We start from the raw sequence: 16,976 nt of genomic DNA on the forward strand, positions 1-16,976 counted from the left end.
GTCTTTGCCTCTTATCTCATTGAAATAGTGTAGTCGGCGTCACAAAAAGGTGCGGTCTTACGGAATTTTCCGTAAAGTTCGGTACTCTGAGTAAGTAGAGATAAATTCTTCAGGAGAGAAGCCATGAAGTGGCAACAACGTGTTCGTGTCGCAACGGGTCTAAGTTGCTGGCAGATTATGTTGCATTTACTGGTAGTGGCGCTGCTGGTGGTGGGCTGGATGAGTAAGACTCTGGTTCACGTCGGCGTGGGATTATGCGCACTGTATTGTGTCACGGTAGTGATGATGTTGGTGTTTCAGCGCCACCCCGAGCAACGCTGGCGTGAGGTGGCAGACGTGCTGGAAGAGCTGACCACGACCTGGTATTTTGGCGCAGCGCTGATTGTGCTGTGGCTGTTGTCCCGCGTACTGGAAAACAACTTTTTGCTGGCAATTGCAGGGCTGGCAATCCTTGCCGGCCCGGCGGTAGTGTCTTTGCTGGCGAAAGATAAGAAGTTACATCACCTTACGTCTAAACATCGCGTACGCCGCTGACCCTGTCGTGGCCGTTATCACCAGTAGCGGCCACAAACTATTCCACACAATATCCAGACTCGCATCCTTCAAATAAATCTGCTTGGTAATGTCCGTAAAGTGGCGAATAGGGTTAATCCACGTCAGGTTTTGCAGCCATACTGGCATGTTTTCCACCGGCGAAACGTAACCGGAAAGGAGAATGGCGGGCATCATAAAGACAAACACGCCGATAAACGCCTGCTGTTGTGTCGAGCAGAGTGATGAAATCAACAGACCGAATCCCACCAGCGATAAACCGTAAATCACCATCGTAAAGTAGAACAGCGCCAGCGATCCGGCGAAGGGGATTTGATACGCCCAGATACCAATCGCCAGCACAATGGTGGCCTGGAAGGTGGCGACAATTAACGCCGGTACGGCTTTGCCGATGAAGATCTGCCAGGTGGTGAGCGGCGAAACCAGTAGCTGATCGAGCGTACCTTGTTCACGTTCGCGGGCGACGGAAAGTGAAGTGACGATCATTACGCCGATAGTGGTGATCATGGCGATCAGTGACGGCACCACAAACCATTTGTAGTCGAGATTCGGGTTATACCAGTTGCGTACCACCAGCTCGCTGTTGTTAGGTTTCGGTTTTCCTTCCAGCAGCTCCTGCTGATAATTTTTGACGATCTGTTGCAGGTAGTTGGCGGCAATTTGCGCACTGTTGGAGTTACGCCCGTCGAGGATCAACTGCAACGGCGCGGTCTGGAAGGTATCCAGTTTGCGCGAGAAGTCAGCCGGGAAACGCACCAGGAGTAACGCCTTTTGTGTGTCGATGGTTGGGCGGATCTCCTGTGGGCTTTTCAGCAGCAGCACATGAGTAAAGGCGCTGGCGCGGGCAAAACGTTGGGTCAGCTCCACCGAATGCTCGCCGTTATCTTCATCGTAGATGGCGATGGTGGCGTTAGTCACTTCCAGCGTGGCGGCGAACGGGAACAGAATCACCTGAATAAGCACAGGTAAAATCAGAATCGCGCGGGTTTGCGGTTCGCGCAGCAGCGACTGCAACTCTTTGCGGATTAACGTCCATAAGCGATGAAACATGCTCTTCTCCCTAATCCAGCCGACGTTTGGTTTTCAGCCACGTCAGGCCGATAAACATCACCGCCGAAGCGATCAAAAACAGCACGTTTACCACCAGCACCACTGGAATATTCCCGGCGAGGAACAGGCTTTGCAGGGTGCTGACGAAATAACGAGCGGGAATAATGTACGTCACCGCGTGGATCACCGCGGGCATACTGTCGATCTGAAAAATAAAGCCGGAAAGCATAATCGACGGCAGAAAAGCGGCGTTCAGGGCGACCTGAGCGGCATTGAACTGGTTGCGGGTAATCGTGGAAATCAGCAGCCCCATCCCCAGGGTACTGAGTAAAAACAGGCTGGAGATAAAAAACAGAATCAGCAGCGACCCGCGATACGGCACGCCGAGAATAAACACTGACACCAGCATACACAGCAACATCGCCAGCATCCCGAGAAAGTAATAAGGGATCAGCTTACACAGCAGCAGTTCCGTGCGGGTAATCTCCGTAGAGAGCAGAGCCTCCATGGTGCCGCGTTCCCATTCTCGCGCCACCACCAGCGAGGTGAGAATCGCGCCGATGACCGTCATGATAATGGTCACCGCACCGGGGATAATGAAGTGCTGGCTAATCGCCGCCGGGTTAAACCAGTAGCGGGTTTGTACATCAATAAGCGGTTCAAAAGTCTGCCCGTTGTCCTCCGCTCGCTGCATTTGCCAGATCTGCCAGATCCCTTCGACATACCCCTGTACAAAGTTAGCGGTATTCGGCTCACTGCCGTCGGTGATCACCTGAATCGGTGCGGTGGCGTTGGCGCGCTCCATCTGTTCCGCAAAATCCACCGGAATAACCACCAGACCGCGAATTTTCCCCGCCTGCATTTTGGCGATCAGTTCCTGACGGTTATCGCTGATGGTGGCGTCGATGTAGGGCGAACCGGTCATGGTGTGGGTGAAATCCAGCGCCGCTTCGCTACGCTGTTCCAGTAAAATCCCGACCCGCAGCTTGCTGGAGTCGAGGTTAATGCCGTAACCAAAAATAAACAGCAGTAGCAGCGGGATCACTACCGCAATCAGCCAGCTACTCGGATCGCGAACGATCTGCCGCGTCTCTTTAACGCACAGCGCCCGTACGCGACGCCAGGACAGGATCGGGTTACTCATTGCTATGCTCCTTATCCCAGTCGTGGATCAACTGAATAAAGGCTTGCTCCATGGTGGGATCGGGTTGCTCGTCGTTGGCCGACTGCGCTTTCAAATCATCCGGCGTGCCGCTGGCAATTAATTTCCCACGGTACACCAGGCCGATGCGGTCGCAATATTCTGCTTCATCCATAAAGTGAGTGGTGACCATCACCGTGACGCCTTTCTCTACCATGCTGTTGATATGCAGCCAAAATTCGCGGCGGGTGAGGGGATCAACGCCGGACGTTGGTTCGTCGAGAAACAGAATGTCCGGTTCATGCATCAGCGAACAGGCCAGCGCCAGCCGCTGTTTAAAACCTAATGGCAGTTCATCGGTCGCGTGGGAGGCGATACTTTTCAGGCCAAATGCCTCGCTCATACGGGAGATTTTTTCGTTCTGCGCCCGACCGCGTAAGCCATACACACCAGAGAAAAAGCGTAAATTCTGTTCGACCGTCAGGTTGCCGTAGAGCGAAAATTTTTGCGCCATATAGCCGAGATGCTGGCGCGCTTTACCGGAACTCTCTTTCAGATCCATCCCCAGCACCAGCGCCTGGCCGGAAGTCGGCACCAGCAAACCGCACATCATCTTAAAGGTGGTCGATTTACCCGCGCCGTTTGGCCCCAGCAAACCAAAAATCTCCCCACGTTTAACGGCAAAGTTGACGTGATCGGTGGCGGCAAAATCACCAAATTTCTTGGTCAGTTCTTTCGCTTCGATCACCGTCTCGCCGGGTGTGCCTTCTACCGTATGCAATATTGCACCCAGCGGCGATTCTGAGGTTCCGGCACCACCCAGCAAATCAATAAATGCATCTTCAAAACGCGGCGTAGTTTCGTTGATGTTGATTTCCGGCATCCCGTCGGCATGGCGAATATCGTCTGGTGTGGCCTCTTTTTTGAGGATCAGACGTACCGATTTCCCCTGAATCATGCCGTCGCTGACCTGTGGCAGTTTCAAGGCGCGTTGCAACAGCTTGCGGTTGCCCTCGTGTGGACTGGTCATCAGAAAGCTGCGTCCGGCCATGGTTTGTGTCAGGGCTTTTGGTTCCCCCTGATACAGCAACTCGCCTTCATTCATCAGTAACACGTCACGGCACTGCTCGGCTTCGTCGAGATACGAGGTACTCCAGAGGATTAACATCCCTTCGCCTGCCAGCTCATGCACCATCTGCCACAGTTCGCGCCGTGAGATAGGGTCAACGCCGACGCCGGGTTCATCGAGCAGCAACACTTTCGGTTCGCCCACCAGGGTACAGGCCAGACCGAGTTTTTGTTTCATCCCACCGGAGAGCTTGCCCGCCAGGCGTCCGGTAAACGGCCCAAGAGACGTAAACTCCAGCAGGCGAGCAAAAGTTTGCTTACGTGCCTCGCCGGTGACGCTGCGCAAATCCGCGTACAGATTGAGGTTCTCCATCACCGTGAGATCTTCATACAGACCAAATTTCTGCGGCATATAGCCGAGCACGGCGTGCAGCGCGCCGTCGTTTTTGATTGGATCAAAGCCAATCATCGTGGCATTGCCGCTGTCGGGTTTCAGTAATCCCGCCAGCATCCGCATTAGCGTGGTTTTACCTGCACCATCCGGCCCCACCAGCCCCGTCACATAACCGGCGTGAATGGTACAATCGAGCGGCGCGACGGCGGGCTTGTCCATGCCCGGAAAGCGTTTTTCCAGGCCGTTCAGCGTGATAACGGCATCATTCATGTCCTGCCTCGTTACCGAATTGCACCGTCACCGGCATTCCCTGGCGTAACGCATCATCGGCGTCGGTCACCACAATACGCAGGCGATAGACGAGGTCGGTACGCAGATCCGGTGTTTCGACGGTTTTCGGGGTAAATTCAGCAGTCGGCGAAACGAAACCAATCTGCCCGTGATACGGCTTGTCCGGGCGACCATCGGTATAAAGCAGAACTTTGCGCCCCGGCTGGGCCTGGTCAAGATTCCGTTCATCAACATAAGCGCGCACCCACACCGGACGCGTTAGTGAAACGGTAAACACCGTGCCACCTTCATTGAGAACCGTGCCTGGCTCCACCGCGCGCGTTAACAGTGTGCCATCAGACGGTGCTATCAACGTTGAGTCCTGTAAATTCAGCTCCGCCTGCGCCAGTTGCGCCTGCGCCTGTTCGAGGCTGGCTTTCGCCTGAGCGATGTCCTGTTCACGGTTACCGGAACGGTACTGACGCAATTTATCCTGTGCTGATTTCAGCGTTGCCTGTGCCTGGTCGCGCGAGGAGCGGGCATTTTCCAGGTCATTTGCCGAAATGGTGCGGCTTTTCCACAGTCCTTGCTGGCGGTTATAGAAGTTCTGCGCATAGTCATAGGCGGCTTGCGCCTGTTTCACCGCTGCGGCGGCCTGAGCGATTTCTTCATCGCGATACCCGGCAAGCATCAGGTCATACTGCGCCTGTGCCACCGAGACGCCCGCTTTCACCTGCATCAGGGCAATCTCATACGGCTTGTGATCCAGTTCGCCCAGCACCTGGCCCGCTTTGATCGCATCACCTTCGTCCACCGCCAGCGATTCAACGCGCCCCCCAACACGGAAACTAAGATTCACCGTACGAATATCCACGTTGCCATACAGCTTCAGGCCGTTATCCTGGCGGCTTTGATACCACCAGTAGCCTCCGGCAACCACGGCGGCAAGTACCACTACCGCCAGTCCGATCACGACAGGTTTTTTCATCACTACAAACTCCTTTGCAATAATCCTTGCAAAATCAGGTCGATATGACAGGTCACCGTCTGGTTGATCAGTTCGGTCTTTTCTTCATCGAACGCGGTCCAGCCGGTACGTAACAGAATTGTTTCTTTGCCAAGACGGAACGCCAGAATCTCACCAATCAACGCATGGGTATGAAGGATCATGCGGGTGTCATTGGCGTCGCAGCCGGTCCAGGCGGCAATCAGGCGTGTCAGGTGGCTGTGTAGCGGACTAATCACCTGTTCGTGCACCAGGTGGTAGGCTGCCGTGGGAGAGAGCTGCTCACGGGAGATAAACTTGCTGAGGTTGACGGTGTCATCCTGGGTGAGCAGCTTAATCATGTTCCTGCAGGCGCGAAGGATCAGTTCACGGATGGCAGCCCGATCAGGCTGTGGTTGCGCGAACAAGCGTTCGGCTTCCTCGGCATGCGGACGGAACTGCTCGCCAATAAAATCGGCAATCCACTGGGCGCAGGCGAGGTACAAATCTTCTTTCGAACCGAAGTAGTAGGTGATGGCAGCGATATTCTGCCCGGCCTGGGCGGCTATCTCGCGAGTGGTGGTGTTCATTCCATATTCACCAAACTGCGCCAGTGCGGCAGCAATCAGCTGTTTTTTCGCCTGTTCACCCTTGATTGTCATGGCAGGATTATTCATCGCACAGTCCATTCTTAATCAAATGATTGATTAAGATTATGACTCCATAGGGGAGTTGTCCAGTATGGCTAAGAATTTTAGCAACGCCAGTCACAGGGATAATTTATGCGCTGCGTCACAAAAACTGCTACACTCCGCTCCCTCATGACATTGTGGTTTTTGTCATTTTCCTTTTCAGTATCTCCCTGAAAACTACACCGGTAACGGTCGGGGCGGTTCGGAGTAGTTATGTCTTTCGATTCTTTGGGTTTAAGCCCTGATATCCTGCGCGCCGTTGCCGAGCAGGGGTACCGTGAACCCACCCCTATTCAGCAGCAGGCGATCCCTGCGGTGCTGGAAGGCCGCGACCTGATGGCTAGCGCCCAGACCGGTACCGGTAAAACAGCGGGCTTTACGCTGCCGCTGTTGCAACACCTGATCACTCGCCAGCCGCACGCCAAAGGGCGTCGTCCGGTACGTGCGCTCATTCTTACCCCGACCCGTGAACTGGCTGCGCAGATTGGCGAAAACGTCCGTGATTACAGCAAATATTTGAACATTCGTTCGCTGGTGGTGTTTGGCGGTGTCAGCATTAACCCGCAAATGATGAAGCTGCGCGGCGGCGTTGATGTTCTGGTGGCAACACCGGGACGTTTGCTGGACCTGGAACATCAAAATGCAGTGAAGCTGGATCAGGTTGAAATCCTCGTCCTCGATGAAGCTGACCGCATGCTCGACATGGGCTTTATCCACGATATCCGTCGCGTGTTAACAAAACTGCCAGCGAAACGCCAGAACCTGCTGTTCTCTGCGACCTTCTCTGACGATATTAAAGCCCTGGCGGAAAAACTGTTGCACAACCCGCTGGAAATCGAAGTGGCACGCCGCAATACCGCGTCTGATCAGGTGACCCAGCACGTTCACTTTGTCGATAAGAAACGCAAACGCGAATTGCTGTCGCACATGATTGGTAAAGGGAACTGGCAGCAGGTGCTGGTGTTTACCCGTACCAAACACGGCGCTAACCATCTGGCTGAGCAGCTCAATAAAGATGGCATCCGTAGTGCGGCGATCCACGGGAATAAATCGCAAGGTGCGCGCACCCGTGCGCTGGCTGATTTTAAATCGAGTGACATTCGCGTACTGGTGGCGACCGATATCGCTGCGCGCGGTCTGGATATCGAAGAGTTGCCGCACGTCGTCAACTATGAACTGCCAAACGTACCGGAAGATTATGTCCACCGTATCGGGCGTACCGGTCGTGCGGCTGCTACCGGTGAAGCGTTGTCGCTGGTGTGTGTTGATGAACACAAACTGCTGCGTGATATCGAAAAACTGCTGAAAAAAGAGATCCCGCGCATTGCGATTCCGGGCTATGAGCCGGACCCGTCAATCAAAGCCGAACCGATCCAGAACGGTCGCCAGCAACGTGGCGGCGGCGGTCGTGGGCAAGGTGGTGGTCGCGGTCAACAGCAACCACGCCGTGGGGAAGGTGGCGCAAAATCTGCAAGCGCGAAACCTGCAGAAAAACCGTCTCGCCGCCTCGGCGATGCCAAACCGGCAGGCGAACAACAACGTCGCCGCCGTCCGCGTAAACCTGCCGCTGCGCAGTAATCTTTTATGCCGGGCTATGCCCGGCATCAGGCTGATGAACAAACGCAAAACTGCCTGATGCGCTACGCTTATCAGGCCTACGTTAACTCTGCAATATATTGAATTTGCATGCTTTTGTAGGCCGGATAAGGCGTTTACGCCGCATCCGGCATTTCACAACAAGCACTTGTCAGCAATTTGAGAACACGGGAAAAAATTTATCTGTTTTACCGCCCATAAGCCACCGAGACGTTACTTCTCTATAGCCAATTGTTCGCGCAACTCCATTAAAAGGTAGCCCAGTCGATTCTTGCCCTTACCATTACCACCGTCTCCCCAGTAAGCATCGTTTTCCGTATGCTCAACCAGTTTTGCGGGCGCGGTTGCCAGCAAGAGCGCACGCAGTTCTGCATGCTGTTCGAATTTAGCACGAAGTGCTTTACGCATCACCTGTTCTTTAACCGACTCCCAGTTTTTACGAAGTGGCTTGGAACGATTACGCCCCATGCGAGCGGCGACCATGGGGGAAGAAACCCGACGGATCTCTTCGCGGTATTTTTCATCAAGGAATTTTTGTGCCTGAAAATAGTGTTCGGAGGTGGGCCAGGTTTTCCCGTCAACCTTGATGGGCCAGGCGGCAAAGTTAGAAAAATCACCGTAGTCATCGCTGGTGCTGTAGAAATTTATGATGGTGTCTTGCATGACGTGTTGGATCCTTTGTGCTCGAACGGGCATTAAACCGCATTATGTTGGTGGTTATTGCGAGCCGCTTTCCAGAAACAGAAAAACCATTACCCCTGAAAACCGAAAAATGCCACAATATTGGCTGTTTATACAGTATTTCAGGTTTTCTCATGGCATTAACCGCCGCGCTTAAAGCGCAAATTGCCGCCTGGTATAAGGCGCTTCAGGAACAGATCCCCGACTTTATTCCCCGTGCGCCGCAGCGGCAGATGATTGCGGACGTCGCCAAAACGCTGGCCGGAGAAGAAGGGCGGCATCTGGCGATTGAAGCCCCCACCGGCGTTGGGAAAACGCTCTCCTATTTGATCCCCGGCATCGCCATTGCCCGCGAAGAGCAAAAAACGCTGGTGGTGAGTACCGCCAACGTGGCGTTGCAGGATCAGATTTACAGCAAAGATTTACCGCTGCTGAAAAAGATCATTCCCGATCTTAAATTCACTGCCGCTTTCGGGCGTGGGCGCTACGTTTGTCCGCGTAATCTGACGGCGCTCGCCAGCACTGAACCCACGCAACAGGATCTGCTGGCGTTTCTTGACGACGAACTGACGCCAAATAATCAGGAAGAGCAAAAACGTTGTGCGAAGCTGAAGGGCGATCTCGACACTTATAAATGGGATGGTCTGCGCGATCATACGGATATCGCTATAGATGATGATCTCTGGCGTCGTTTGAGTACCGACAAAGCCAGCTGCCTCAACCGTAACTGTTACTACTATCGTGAATGCCCGTTTTTTGTTGCTCGTCGGGAGATTCAGGAAGCGGAAGTGGTGGTGGCAAACCATGCGCTGGTGATGGCGGCGATGGAAAGCGAAGCCGTACTGCCTGACCCGAAAAATCTGCTGCTGGTGCTGGACGAAGGTCATCACCTGCCAGATGTGGCCCGGGATGCGCTGGAGATGAGCGCTGAAATCACCGCGCCCTGGTATCGACTACAGCTGGACTTGTTCACGAAACTGGTCGCTACCTGCATGGAGCAGTTTCGCCCGAAGACCATCCCACCGCTGGCGATCCCTGAACGTTTGAATGCGCATTGTGAAGAGTTGTATGAGCTTATCGCCTCGTTAAACAACATTCTCAATCTCTACATGCCTGCCGGGCAGGAGGCAGAGCACCGTTTTGCGATGGGCGAACTGCCTGATGAAGTGCTGGAGATCTGCCAGCGGCTGGCAAAACTCACCGAGATGCTGCGTGGTCTGGCGGAGTTATTTCTTAACGATTTAAGTGAGAAAACCGGCAGCCACGATATTGTGCGTCTGCATCGGTTGATTTTGCAGATGAACCGCGCGTTGGGGATGTTCGAGGCGCAAAGCAAACTCTGGCGGCTGGCGTCTCTGGCGCAATCTTCCGGTGCGCCGGTGACCAAATGGGCGACGCGGGAAGAGCGCGAAGGGCAGCTGCATCTCTGGTTTCACTGCGCGGGAATACGTGTCAGCGATCAGCTGGAAAGGCTGCTGTGGCGCAGTATTCCGCACATTATTGTCACCTCCGCAACCTTGCGTTCGCTGAACAGTTTTTCGCGTTTGCAGGAGATGAGCGGGCTGAAAGAGAAAGCGGGCGACCGTTTTGTGGCGCTGGATTCCCCCTTTAACCACTGCGAACAGGGCAAAATTGTTATTCCCCGGATGCGCTTTGAGCCTTCCATCGACAACGAAGAGCAGCATATTGCCGAAATGGCGGCCTTTTTCCGTGAGCAGGTGGAGAGCAAAAAACATCTCGGTATGTTGGTACTGTTTGCCAGCGGACGGGCGATGCAGCGCTTTCTCGACTATGTGACGGATTTACGCCTGATGCTGCTGGTGCAGGGCGATCAGCCGCGTTATCGCTTAGTTGAACTGCACCGCAAACGCGTTGCCAACGGTGAGCGTAGTGTGCTGGTGGGCTTACAGTCATTTGCCGAAGGGCTTGATTTGAAAGGTGATCTGCTCAGCCAGGTGCATATCCACAAAATCGCTTTTCCGCCCATCGACAGCCCGGTGGTGATCACCGAAGGGGAATGGCTGAAAAGCCTCAACCGCTATCCGTTTGAGGTGCAAAGCCTGCCGAGCGCCTCGTTTAACCTGATTCAGCAGGTTGGGCGACTGATTCGAAGCCACGGTTGCTGGGGCGAAGTGGTTATCTACGACAAACGCTTGCTGACCAAAAATTATGGCAAGCGACTACTGGATGCATTACCGGTATTTCCGATAGAGCAACCGGAAGTCCCTGAAGGTATAGTTAAAAAGAAAGAAAAAACGAAATCCCCACGCCGTCGGCGGCGTTAATGATGTGAGTCAGGTAAGGAGTCGTAAATGGACTATCGCAAAATCATTAAAGAGATCGGGCGCGGGAAAAACCACGCGCGCGATTTAGACCGGGATACTGCGCGCGGTCTGTATGCCCATATGCTCAATGGTGAAGTCCCTGACCTTGAGTTGGGCGGCGTATTGATTGCGCTACGTATCAAAGGGGAAGGGGAAGCAGAGATGCTCGGCTTTTACGAAGCCATGCAAAATCACACCATCAAGCTGACGCCGCCTGCAGGCAAGCCGATGCCGATTGTCATCCCCAGTTACAACGGCGCGCGTAAACAGGCCAACCTGACGCCGTTGTTGGCTATTCTCCTGCACAAACTCGGTTTTCCTGTGGTGGTTCACGGGGTTAGCGAAGATCCAACTCGCGTGCTGACAGAAACCATTTTCGAACTGATGGGTATTACACCAACGTTGCACGGCGGGCAGGCGCAGGCGAAGCTCGACGAACATCAACCGGTGTTTATGCCTGTCGGCGCGTTTTGCCCGCCGCTGGAAAAACAACTGGCGATGCGCTGGCGGATGGGCGTGCGTAACAGTGCACATACCCTGGCGAAACTGGCGACGCCATTTGCCGAAGGTGAGGCGCTGCGTCTTTCCAGCGTTTCGCATCCGGAATACATCGGGCGAGTCGCGAAGTTCTTTAGCGATATCGGCGGGCGGGCGCTACTAATGCATGGTACTGAAGGCGAAGTGTATGCTAATCCGCAGCGCTGCCCGCAGATCAATCTCATTGACCGTGAAGGGATGCGGGTGCTGTATGAAAAACAGGACACTGCTGGTAGCGAGTTACTGCCACAAGCAAAAGACCCAGAAACCACGGCGCAGTGGATTGAGCGTTGCCTTGCTGGCAGCGAACCGATTCCCGAATCGCTGAAAATCCAGATGGCTTGCTGCCTGGAGGCTACGGGTGAAGCGGCAACTATCAGTGACGGCCTGGCGCGCGTTAATCAGGCATTTTAATTCTTTTCTCAGCCGGATGAGCCATGTCATCCGGCTTTTACCCCACCGCAATATGAAATTCCTGCATCTTTATTGACCTTCCCGCGCCCGGCGTGCAGCATAAAAAAACAACAAACACATAACATAAACAGGAGTTAACCATGGAAAGTGGTCATCGCTTTGATGCTCAGACGCTGCACAGTTTTATTCAGGCTGTATTTCGTCAGATGGGTAGCGAGGAACAAGAAGCGAAATTAGTGGCCGATCATTTAATCGCGGCAAACCTGGCAGGGCATGATTCTCATGGTATTGGCATGATCCCAAGCTATGTGCGTTCCTGGAGTCAGGGGCATCTGCAAATTAACCATCATGCCAAAATCGTTAAAGAGGCGGGGGCGGCAGTCACGCTCGATGGCGATCGCGCATTCGGTCAGGTCGCGGCACACGAAGCGATGGCGCTGGGGATTGAGAAAGCGCATCAGCACGGTATTGCTGCCGTGGCGCTACATAACTCGCATCATATCGGCCGTATCGGTTACTGGGCGGAGCAGTGTGCAGCGGCGGGGTTTGTCTCTATCCACTTTGTTAGCGTGGTCGGTATTCCAATGGTCGCACCGTTCCACGGTCGCGACAGCCGCTTTGGCACCAATCCGTTCTGTGTGGTTTTCCCTCGTAAAGATAATTTCCCGCTGTTGCTTGATTACGCCACCAGCGCCATCGCATTTGGTAAAACTCGCGTCGCCTGGCATAAAGGAGTCCCCGTGCCGCCAGGTTGCCTGATTGACGTTAACGGCGTGCCGACGACCAATCCGGCGGTAATGCAGGAGTCGCCGTTGGGGTCGCTGTTGACCTTTGCCGAACATAAAGGCTACGCCCTTGCAGCGATGTGTGAAATTCTTGGCGGGGCGCTTTCTGGCGGTAAAACGACGCATCAGGAAACGTTACAAACCAGTCCCGATGCCATTCTTAACTGCATGACCACTATCATCATCAACCCGGAACTGTTCGGCGCGCCGGATTGTAGCGCGCAGACTGAAGCCTTTGCCGAGTGGGTGAAAGCCTCGCCGCATGATGACGATAAGCCGATTTTGCTACCGGGCGAGTGGGAAGTGAACACGCGTCGCGAACGGCAGGAGCAGGGGATTCCATTGGATGCGGGAAGCTGGCAGGCCATTTGTGATGCGGCGCGGCAGATTGGTATGTCGGAAGAGACGTTGCAGGCTTTCTGTCAGCAGTTAGCCAGCTAAAAAAAGCCCGTCCAGTAACGGACGGGCAAACAAGGGTAATATAGGATCAATGAGGGTTAGAGCATATGCGTCTGTCGGCAAACAGACAGGGAAATACTTGTGCTGGACGTAGCGTAACCGCCTGATCCGTCCAACGGTTCGGATTTTGTAGGCCTGATAAGACGCGGTAGCGTCGCATCAGGCATCTGTTGCCGGATGCGGCGTAAACGCCTTATCCGTCCTACGAATTACTTATAAATTACCGCAGTACCGCTTAATTTATTGTTGTTGGTGGCAGAAGTGATGCTGTATCCACTGGCACCGGCTGCCGCGGCTTTCTCAGCCAGTTTCGCTTCCAGGGCATCGAGGGTGGATGCGCCATCGGCAGAAACCACGCCGATTTTATTCATGTTCTGTGCCTGGGATGCCGTTACCGGTTCCGCCGCGAACACGCCAAATGATAGAGTTGAAAGAGCCATAGCAGCAACAACAGTATTGATAGTTTTCATAATTAATCTCTCGCAGGTGATTTTTGTATAAGTGACGTTGTTTCGTCGATGTGATGAGTATCACGTTTTTTTTCGAGAGATAAAATCGAAGAGAATTGACCGCCTTGTTCAAATAAATTGATTGATATCTAACATACTGATAAACCATTTATTTGTTGTACTTATGGACTTGTTTTATGCCGCGTGGCAGTCACAGCAGCGTTAAAGGCACGGAATGCCACGCAAAATACAAATTATACTCGCTATGCATCTCGCCAGTTGTAGTTAACGTAACTGGCTGTCTTTCGAACCTCTGCGATTATATCCTGTATACGCTGGTTTTTGTAAATCTTTCTCCTGCTGACAATGAATACATAAGCGCACGCCAGGAATGGCTTCCCGACGGGCTTGCGGGATGGGGGCACCGCACTCTTCACATTCATACAGGCTTTCGCCACGCGGAATTTCACCCCGAGCGCGGGCAATCGCATCTTCAATTGTACTGTTGATCTGTTCGTTGACGGCTTCATCGTTAGCCCAACCGGATGCCATATCGTCCTCCCCATATCAATGCTTGTACAGTTAAGTGTAGCTAATATAGGGACGAACCTGGGCAGTTCAAGCGTCAGATCTCCGACCATTCCCGCAGCAGATTATGATAAAGATTGAGCAGCGACAGGATCTCTTCATTTTCACCATAGCGGCTTTTCAGCGACTGAATATTTTTGTCTAGTTCAAACAGCATGGCGCGCTTTTTATCATCGCGGATCATCGACTGGATCCACATAAATGATGCCACTCGTACGCCGCGGGTTACGGGTGTCACGCAATGCAGGCTGCTGGAGGGATACAACACGAGATCACCTGCCGGGAGTTTTACCCGATGTTGTCCGAAGGTGTCATTAACGACCAGTTCGCCGCCGTCGTAGCTTTGTGGATCGCTTAAAAACAGCGTGGCAGAAAGGTCAGTGCGCATCCAGCCGTTTTGTGGATGGCTGCGTACTGCGCCATCCACATGAAAACCATAGGTTTCATTGTTCTGATAGCGATTAAACAGCGGCGTGGAAAGGGTACGCGGCAAGGCCGCGGCAAAGAATAAAGCATGTTGGTTAACCGCGTTCAGCACCTCATTTTGCAGGGCGGCGTATAACGTGCTGCGGGTGTCTACCTGTTGATTGTTCTTAACTTGCGCACCTTGTGCGCCGGTGGTGACGCGTCCATCCACCCATTCGGCTTGTTCCAGTTGTTCGCGAAAACGAGCGACCTCCTGTGGCGATAACACGCCGGGAATGTGGTACATCATACAATTTCTCCAAAAAGTGGGGCCTGCGCCCCACATCTGAATCAGAAATGCATATTGGCTGTGAGCAAGAAGGTTCTTGGCTCGCCCGGGTGATAACGGTAGCCGCTCTTGTTGATTGAGGCGACGTAATCGGTATCAAACAGGTTGTAAACGTTTAGCTGAAAGTCGAGATTGCGATTAACCCGATACCCCAGTTTGGCATCGGCGACCCAGTAACCTTCGGTAAACGCTGGCGTTCCCACCGCGCCGTCTGAACCTTTATGCATACTGCCGATATAGCGTGCGCCCGCGCCAACAGAGATATCATCGGTTGCCTGATACTGGCTCCATAAGGTGAAGGCGTGCTCCGGGGTATACGGCAGCGATGAGGAACCATCCTGGGCAACATCTTTGCCGTTTTTGATGGTTGCTTTTTGCTGGGTATAGCCGCCAATCACCTGCCACGCGGGAGTGATATTCCCGGCCACGGATATCTCATAGCCTTCGACACGTTTCTTACCGTATTGCGAGTAAGTTCCGTCATCATTTTGCTCAACTTCATTTTCGATATCAGTACGGAACAGTGCGGCGGTGAGCAACAGGCGTTTATCCAGAACCTGCCATTTGGTGCCAATCTCGCTGGTGTTGGCTTTTTGCGGTTTAAAATCGGTGCGGTTGGCACTGTTACCGCTGCCAGACTGCGCAAGGGCGAAGTTGTTGCCGCCCGGAGGCTGCTGGGAAACGGCATAGTTAATATAGACATTACCGTTTTCCGTCAGGTGATACAGCGCCCCGGCTTTCCAGTTCACCAGATTGCCCGACTTGGCGGTGTCGACGGTGGTGACCGGAGAACCTTTTGCCACACCAGCTGGGCAGGTGATGGCACCGCGTCCGCTGCCGCCGCAGGCGGTGGCACTGTCATATTCAGTATGATAATTATCCAGACGGATCCCGCCGTTCAGCTCAAAATCACGGGTGATTTGCAGCGTATCAAAGGCGTAAATTGCGAAGGTATCCGTCTGACCATTGGCGTTTGCGCCGTTGCGCGTCAGGCCGCCGGGATGAATGCTGCTGTCAGGATGATAAATATTTACCGCGGGTAACGTCACCGGATTAACGCCGTAGTTAGTCTGCGTTTCACGGGTAAATTCCACGCCGGTACTGACATCATGACCGATAGAACCGGTATAGAACGTCGAGGTCAGGTTGGTCTGGTTGGTGAGAATTTTATTACTCACATCTTTGGTATTCGCGTGCGTGACCAGGTCCAGCTATTCACATCGCTGGTGGGCTGAGTAATATTCGACGCCCCGCCCATAATCGCCGTCATCAGGTAATCCTGCTTTACGCGCGACCAACGGGTAGTATTGCGAATGGTGGTGTTATCGTTGATGTCGTGCTCAAAACGCATGGTGGCGGTGTCGGTGGTCGAATCGTCGTAATCGGAATCCGTGCCGTAAAAGTTATGAGTATCAACTTTTCCGGAATGATTCAGGGCCGCCGTTCCCGCAGATGGGGCAGAATAGCCCGGCAAACCGATGGTCGGAATGCCGCCGTCTGGCGTGTTGTGCTGGGTGACATGCAGATAATTAAGATACAAACGATTCGCTGTACCAAGGCCAAAAGCGACAGAAGGGGCGACGCCGTAACGCTCATTTTTGACTTTGTCGCGTCCGGCATCGTGCGTTTTTTCGCCCATTACATTCAGGCGCACCGCGGTGGTATCACCAATGACCTGATTGACGTCCAGCGTGCCGCGGCGGAACCAGGCGCTGCCAATACTGGCGGAGGCGTCAATGCCGGAATCATTGCGCGGCTGTTTGCTGATCATATTGATCGAGCCCGTCGGTGCGCTGTGCCCGTAGTCGGTGCCGGACGGCCCTTTAATCACTTCGACCTGCTCGGTATTGAAGGTGTCGCGCGAGGCGCTGCCGATATCGCGAATGCCATCAATATAAATACTGTTAGAGGTATCGGCACCACGCATATAAATGGCGTCGCCAGTGGTGGAGTTACCGTTCTCACCCGCAAAAAACGCACCCACGCCGGGGTAATGCCAGTCAGTTAAGCAACTGACTGGCTCTTTTTCGGGGCTGTGGGGTATTTCCAGGGCCTCTCCTTTACCACTCTCGGGAAGGCCCTTCCCCTTCTCGTCGGTAATTTCACAAGTTGTCCCATACTTGCAAGATCGCGCATCAGCTCCGGTATACGTCCCGGTGAAGCGCCCTGCAATGTCATCAGCATTCTCATCACCATTCCGCATGATTCTGAGAAACTCAGTTGATTCGGCCAGTAAC

15 protein-coding genes and 2 pseudogenes are annotated in these 16,976 nt (G+C 53.6%); 6 read left to right on the forward strand and 11 right to left on the reverse strand.

All coding sequences use genetic code 11. From position 1 onward, the window contains the following. Positions 1–123: 123 nt before the first annotated feature. Positions 124–534, forward strand: a complete 411-nt coding sequence (locus BGK49_RS08570) for a YbhQ family protein (protein ID WP_000871982.1) — start codon at positions 124–126, stop codon at positions 532–534. Here BGK49_RS08570 and BGK49_RS08575 read toward each other — a convergent pair. Genes BGK49_RS08575 through cecR form a run of 5 tightly spaced genes read right to left on the reverse strand, consistent with a single transcriptional unit; the run spans position 496 to position 6,137 of the window. After that, positions 496–1,602 carry an ABC transporter permease gene (locus tag BGK49_RS08575; protein ID WP_000469031.1) on the reverse strand — a complete coding sequence of 369 codons (1,107 nt, stop codon included), beginning with the start codon at positions 1,600–1,602 and terminating at the stop codon, positions 496–498. The two genes, BGK49_RS08570 and BGK49_RS08575, sit on opposite strands and share 39 nt — an antisense overlap. A gap of 10 nt (positions 1,603–1,612) precedes the next feature. Next, the gene (locus BGK49_RS08580; RefSeq protein ID WP_000070125.1) at positions 1,613–2,746 is read right to left on the reverse strand and encodes an ABC transporter permease; all 1,134 of its coding nucleotides are present in this window, start codon (positions 2,744–2,746) and stop codon (positions 1,613–1,615) included. Further along, positions 2,739–4,475 (reverse strand): ATP-binding cassette domain-containing protein, encoded by a 1,737-nt coding sequence (locus BGK49_RS08585; protein ID WP_000996088.1) that lies wholly within the window; start codon positions 4,473–4,475, stop codon positions 2,739–2,741. The genes BGK49_RS08580 and BGK49_RS08585 overlap by 8 nt, the downstream gene beginning before the upstream one ends. After that, positions 4,468–5,463 (reverse strand): secretion protein HlyD, encoded by a 996-nt coding sequence (hlyD, locus tag BGK49_RS08590; protein ID WP_005007432.1) that lies wholly within the window; start codon positions 5,461–5,463, stop codon positions 4,468–4,470. The genes BGK49_RS08585 and hlyD overlap by 8 nt, the downstream gene beginning before the upstream one ends. 2 nt (positions 5,464–5,465) lie before the next feature. Beyond that, positions 5,466–6,137 carry a DNA-binding transcriptional regulator CecR gene (gene cecR, locus BGK49_RS08595; RefSeq protein WP_005028104.1) on the reverse strand — a complete coding sequence of 224 codons (672 nt, stop codon included), beginning with the start codon at positions 6,135–6,137 and terminating at the stop codon, positions 5,466–5,468. Between the two features lie 228 nt (positions 6,138–6,365). On the opposite strand from cecR, the gene rhlE reads away from it, so the two are divergent. After that, a complete protein-coding gene (gene rhlE / locus BGK49_RS08600) occupies positions 6,366–7,730 on the forward strand; it encodes an ATP-dependent RNA helicase RhlE (protein ID WP_000007125.1) in 1,365 nt (454 codons plus the stop codon). 231 nt (positions 7,731–7,961) lie between these two features. Here rhlE and ybiA read toward each other — a convergent pair whose 3' ends face one another. Then, positions 7,962–8,444, reverse strand: a complete 483-nt coding sequence (ybiA, locus tag BGK49_RS08605) for an N-glycosidase YbiA (RefSeq protein WP_001145132.1) — start codon at positions 8,442–8,444, stop codon at positions 7,962–7,964. A 119-nt stretch (positions 8,445–8,563) separates the two neighbouring features. Here ybiA and dinG point away from each other — a divergent pair, with 119 nt between their 5' ends. The 4 genes from dinG to ybiE all read left to right on the forward strand — a co-directional run bounded on the left by dinG (position 8,564) and on the right by ybiE (position 13,055). Beyond that, positions 8,564–10,714, forward strand: a complete 2,151-nt coding sequence (gene dinG, locus BGK49_RS08610) for an ATP-dependent DNA helicase DinG (RefSeq protein ID WP_005040450.1) — start codon at positions 8,564–8,566, stop codon at positions 10,712–10,714. Positions 10,715–10,741: 27 nt separating this feature from the next. Further along, positions 10,742–11,704 (forward strand): DNA-binding protein YbiB, encoded by a 963-nt coding sequence (ybiB, locus tag BGK49_RS08615; RefSeq protein ID WP_000386548.1) that lies wholly within the window; start codon positions 10,742–10,744, stop codon positions 11,702–11,704. 140 nt (positions 11,705–11,844) lie between these two features. Further along, the gene (hcxB, locus tag BGK49_RS08620) at positions 11,845–12,930 is read left to right on the forward strand and encodes a hydroxycarboxylate dehydrogenase HcXB (RefSeq protein WP_000443512.1); all 1,086 of its coding nucleotides are present in this window, start codon (positions 11,845–11,847) and stop codon (positions 12,928–12,930) included. A 65-nt stretch (positions 12,931–12,995) separates the two neighbouring features. After that, the gene (gene ybiE, locus BGK49_RS30945; protein ID WP_212734348.1) at positions 12,996–13,055 is read left to right on the forward strand and encodes a hypothetical protein; all 60 of its coding nucleotides are present in this window, start codon (positions 12,996–12,998) and stop codon (positions 13,053–13,055) included. A 102-nt stretch (positions 13,056–13,157) separates the two neighbouring features. Here ybiE and ybiJ read toward each other — a convergent pair whose 3' ends face one another. The 5 genes and pseudogenes from ybiJ to BGK49_RS30370 form a co-directional block, all read right to left on the reverse strand. Beyond that, positions 13,158–13,418: a DUF1471 family protein YbiJ gene (gene ybiJ, locus BGK49_RS08625; protein ID WP_000849301.1), complete on the reverse strand. Its 261-nt coding sequence runs from the start codon at positions 13,416–13,418 to the stop codon at positions 13,158–13,160. Positions 13,419–13,682: 264 nt separating this feature from the next. After that, positions 13,683–13,949 (reverse strand): C4-type zinc finger protein YbiI, encoded by a 267-nt coding sequence (gene ybiI / locus BGK49_RS08630; protein ID WP_000146372.1) that lies wholly within the window; start codon positions 13,947–13,949, stop codon positions 13,683–13,685. A gap of 73 nt (positions 13,950–14,022) precedes the next feature. Next, the gene (gene ybiX / locus BGK49_RS08635) at positions 14,023–14,700 is read right to left on the reverse strand and encodes a PKHD-type hydroxylase YbiX (protein WP_000990188.1); all 678 of its coding nucleotides are present in this window, start codon (positions 14,698–14,700) and stop codon (positions 14,023–14,025) included. A 41-nt stretch (positions 14,701–14,741) separates the two neighbouring features. After that, positions 14,742–16,729: pseudogene (locus BGK49_RS08640) on the reverse strand (catecholate siderophore receptor Fiu); the annotation flags it as partial. A 14-nt stretch (positions 16,730–16,743) separates the two neighbouring features. Continuing rightward, a pseudogene (locus tag BGK49_RS30370) lies at positions 16,744–16,976 on the reverse strand (IS4 family transposase); the annotation flags it as partial.

This window comes from Shigella sp. FC1544, from assembly GCF_001722145.1.
Taxonomy (GTDB): domain Bacteria; phylum Pseudomonadota; class Gammaproteobacteria; order Enterobacterales; family Enterobacteriaceae; genus Escherichia; species Escherichia coli.